The following is a 4,084-nucleotide window of genomic DNA, read 5'->3' as shown; positions in this document are numbered from 1 at the left end:
TCGGCCAGCCGCAGCACCTCGTCCTCGGTCACGGCGCCGGCGGCGCTGACCACCAGCTGTTCGGGGGCATAGAGGGCCGAGCGCCAGGCGGCGAGCCCTTCCGGCGTCGCCGCGCCGATCGTCTCCACGGCGCCCAGGATCGGCCGGCCGAGCGGCTGGCCTTCGAACGCCGCGGCCTGCGCCAGCTCGAAGACGAGGTCGTCGGGGGCGTCGGCCGCCTCGGCGATCTCCTGGCCCACCACCTGTTTCTCGCGCGCGAGGTCGGCCGCCTCCATGTGCGGTCGAAGGATCAGGTCGGAGATCACCGCCGAGCCGAGGTCGAGGCCGTGCTTCAGCGCCCGCACCTGGAAGCTGGTGCGCTCGTAGCCGGTGGCGGCGTTGATGTGGCCGCCCTCGGCCTCGATCACCTCGACGAGCCCGCGGGCCGAGCGGCCGCCGGCGCCCTTGAAGACCATGTGCTCCAGCAGGTGCGACCAGCCGGAGCGCGCCTCGTCCTCGCTGCGCGCGCCGCGGCCGGCGACGACGGTCAGCGCCACGGTCTGCAGGCCGGGAATCGGGTCGCAGACAACCCTGACCCCGTTGGCGAGGCTATGGACCCGCGGGGCGGTCGTTTCAGGCTGCGGCGAAGGCGCGGACATAGGCCTTGATCGTCTCCGCCTCGGCGGGAAGGCGCTCGAAGCGTTCGGGCCGGTCGGCGAGGTCGGCGGCTCCGCGCGGCAGCTGCGGCGTGACGCCGCAGACCCGGGCGACGTCCTCCGGGAACTTGGCGGCATGGGCGGTCGACAGCACGACGATTGGCCCGGGCGTGTCGGTCGCGCGGCCGAGCGCGGAGACGGCCACGGCGGTGTGCGGATCGATCAGCTCGCCCGTGGTCTCGAGAGCAGCCACGATCGCCTTTTCGGTGTCGGACTCGCTGACGCCGACGCCGCGGAACATCTGGCGCATCCGGGCCAGCGCATCGGCGGGCACGTCGATGGCGCCGCCGGCGCCGAAGCCCTCGAAAGCCCGGGCGGTCGCCTGGGCGTCGCGGCCGACGGCCTCGAAATAGAGCCGCTCGAAATTCGAGGCCGACTGGATGTCCATCGCCGGGCTGATGGTCGCCTTGACCTCGCCGCGGGAATAGCGGCCGGTCTCGAACGCGTTCGCCAGGATGTCGTTGGAGTTGGTGGCCACGACGATGCGCGCGACCGGCAGGCCCATGCGGCTGGCGACATAGCCGGCGAAGGCGTCGCCGAAGTTGCCGGAGGGGACGCAGAAGCTGACCGCCCGGCCCGGCGCGCCGAGCGCCACGGCGCTGGTGAAGTAGTAGACCGCCTGGGCGGCGATGCGGGCGAAGTTGATCGAGTTGACGCCCGACAGGTCCACCGCCTGGCGCAGCGCCTGGTCCTGGAAGGCCTGCTTCACGATCGCCTGGCAGTCGTCGAAGGTGCCGCTGACCGCCACGCAGCCGACGTTGGCGTCGGTCGCCGTGGTCATGAAGCGGCGCTGCACCTCGCTGATCCGGCCGTCGGGGAAGAGGGCGATCACCCGGACGTTCTTGCGGCCGCGGAAGGCCTCGACCGCCGCGCCGCCGGTGTCGCCCGAGGTGGCGCAGAGGATGGTCTGCACCCGGTTCTGCCGGCCCAGCACGTAGTCGTAGAGGCGCGCCAGGATCTGCATGGCGACGTCCTTGAAGGCCAGGCTCGGCCCATGGAACAGCTCGGCCATGAAGACCTCGGGCGCCAGCTGCACCAGCGGCGTGACGGCCGCGTGCTTGAAGGCGGCGTAGGCCTCGCGGCACATTGCGGTCAGGTCGGCGGCCGGGATCTCGTCGCCGGCGAAGGCGCCGATCACCGCGGCGGCGACTTCGTGATAGGGCCGTCCGGCGAAACCTGCGATCTGATCCGCGGTGAAGGTCGGCCAGATTTCCGGGATGTAGAGGCCGCCGTCGGGCGCCAGGCCCGCCAGCACCGCATCGACGAAGCCGACCGAGGGCGACTGGCCCCGCGTCGAGACGTAACGCATCTAGTTCTTCCGCCTTCTGAAGAGGACGGCGAGATAGACGCCGGCCAGGGCCGCGGCAAGACCGAACCAGGTCAGCGCGTACTCCAGATGCCGATTGGAGATCTCCGCCGGCAGCGGGGCGGGCTGCAGCGCCGCAAGCTCCGGATTGGACGAGGTCTCGGCGAACAGGAAGATCGGCGCCGGCTGAGCAGCGCCGAGCGCATGCGCCATGGCCGGCACGTCGCGCGTGAACCAGCGGCCGCCGGCGCCGGCGGGGTTCTTCGGGGTCACCAAGCTGGGCCGGTCGGGCGTGCGCAGGACCCCGACCAGCTCGACGGGAGCCGCGGCGGCGCGGTCGACCGGCGGACGCGCCGCGACCGTGTCGGCGACGAAGCCGCGGTCGACGAGGATGGTGCGATAGCTGAGGCTCGCCACCTGGCAGGCCGACACCAGGCGCCATCCCGCCCCGCCCTCCTTCAGGCCGTAGAGCTCGAGGAACGGCGCGGCGCCGAGGCCCGGACAGCTCAGGCGCACGCGGGTGAAGTCGACGTCGCGGCCCCTCGCGAGCGCGTCGAGCACCGGCTCGATCGGCCGGGCCTGGGCGTGCTGCAGGGCGGCGATGTGGGCGAGCAGGCCTTCCTTCCACTTCAGCCGCTGCAGCTGCCAGACGCCGAGGCCTATGAGGATGGCGAGCGCTGCGGCCACAGCCACGGTCAGGCCGACGGGAAAGCCCGCCCGCGCAGGCGCCGCCGCCTGCTCTCGGCCGTCAGCCATGGCGCGCTTCGGACGCCTGGTTCTTGAACTGGGAGGCCAGCAGCAGGCCCTTGGTCGGCCGAAGCAGGATCAGGCAGATGACGAGGATGGCGGGCAGCCAGATGACGATGGTGACCCAGACCGGCGGATTGAACGCCACCATCGTGAACAGCGCGCCAAACGCGCCGATGAAGCCCGCAATCATGATCACGAAGACCGCCGGCCCGTCGCCGGAGTCGGCCGAGGCGAGGTCGAAGCCGCAGGCCTCGCAGGCGGGGGACACCTTGAGGAAGCCCTCGAACAGGTGGCCCTCGCCGCAGTTGGGGCAGCGCCCAGCCAATCCCGCCAGGAACGGATTGGGCGCGTGCGCCATGGTCAGCCGTGCCCGCCGGCGTGGGTGCCGAAGATCACGTAGATGAAGGCGAACAGGAACAGCCAGACCACGTCGACGAAGTGCCAGTACCAGGCGGCCGCCTCGAAGCCGAAGTGCTTCGTCGGGGTGAAGCCGCCGGAGAGCAGGCGCAACAGGCAGATCGTCAGGAAGATGGTGCCGATCAGCACGTGGAAGCCGTGGAAGCCGGTGGCCATGAAGAAGGCCGAGCCGTAGAGGCCCGAGTTCACCGCCTCGGTGTTGAAGAAGTACTTGTGTTCGAGGATGTGGCGGTACTCGTAGGCCTGGATCGAGGTGAACATCACGCCCAGCAGCACCGTCAGCAAGAGGCCCCATTTGGCGCCGTTGCGGTCGCCCTGCTGCAGCGCGTGGTGCGCCCAGGTCACCGTGGTGCCCGACAGCAAGAGGGTCAGGGTGTTGACGAGCGGCAGGTGCCAGGCCGCGACCGTCTCGACGCCATGCGGCGGCCAGGTGGCCCAGGCGCTCCGCACCTCCTCGATCGAGGACAGGGTGCGGTGATGGTGGAACAGGGCCATCTCGAAGAAGATCCAGAACCACGCCACGAAGAACATCACCTCGGAGGCGATGAACAGGATCATGCCGTAGCGCAGGCCGATGGAGACGACCGGGGTGTGGTCGCCTTCATTGGCTTCCTTGATGACGTCCCGCCACCAGCCGAACATCGTGTAGAGCACGCCCGCCAGGCCGGCGAAGAAGAGGATCGAGGTGCCCTTCGGCATCCCGAACAGGCCCTTCATCCAGGTGACGCCGCCCAGCGCCATCACCGTCGCCGAGATCGACGCGACGAGCGGCCACGGGCTCGGGTTGACCAGGTGATAGTCGTGCTTAACGCCTTGGGCCATCGCGGTCCTAATCCTCTAAATCCCCCAGGCGCTCGCGCGCCCGCTGATTCCACGCGGGCCGGACGCCGTTTCGCGTGACGCTATAGACCTGCGC

Annotated in this window: 5 protein-coding genes; all 5 read right to left on the bottom strand. The window is 70.4% G+C overall.

From position 1 onward, the window contains the following. Window positions 1-638: pitrilysin family protein (locus VJS38_RS06170; protein ID WP_324087278.1), on the bottom strand; the 638-nt coding region annotated here is incomplete at its 3' end. After that, on the bottom strand, window positions 613-2,004 hold the full coding sequence (thrC, locus tag VJS38_RS06165) for a threonine synthase (RefSeq protein WP_324087277.1): 1,392 nt from the start codon (window positions 2,002-2,004) through the stop codon (window positions 613-615). The genes thrC and VJS38_RS06170, both read right to left, overlap by 26 nt. After that, a complete protein-coding gene (locus VJS38_RS06160) occupies window positions 2,005-2,757 on the bottom strand; it encodes an SURF1 family protein (protein ID WP_324087276.1) in 753 nt (250 codons plus the stop codon). Further along, entirely contained in the window at window positions 2,750-3,109 is a 360-nt protein-coding gene (locus tag VJS38_RS06155; RefSeq protein ID WP_324087275.1) for a DUF983 domain-containing protein, read from the bottom strand. The genes VJS38_RS06160 and VJS38_RS06155 overlap by 8 nt, the downstream gene beginning before the upstream one ends. Window positions 3,110-3,111: 2 nt before the next feature. Beyond that, the gene (locus VJS38_RS06150) at window positions 3,112-3,990 is read right to left on the bottom strand and encodes a cytochrome c oxidase subunit 3 (protein WP_324087274.1); all 879 of its coding nucleotides are present in this window, start codon (window positions 3,988-3,990) and stop codon (window positions 3,112-3,114) included. Between the last annotated feature and the right edge of the window lie 94 nt (window positions 3,991-4,084).

Origin of the sequence: Phenylobacterium sp. (assembly GCF_035276905.1) — a bacterium.
GTDB lineage: Bacteria > Pseudomonadota > Alphaproteobacteria > Caulobacterales > Caulobacteraceae > Phenylobacterium.
This window is presented reverse-complemented; position numbering and strand designations above follow the sequence as displayed.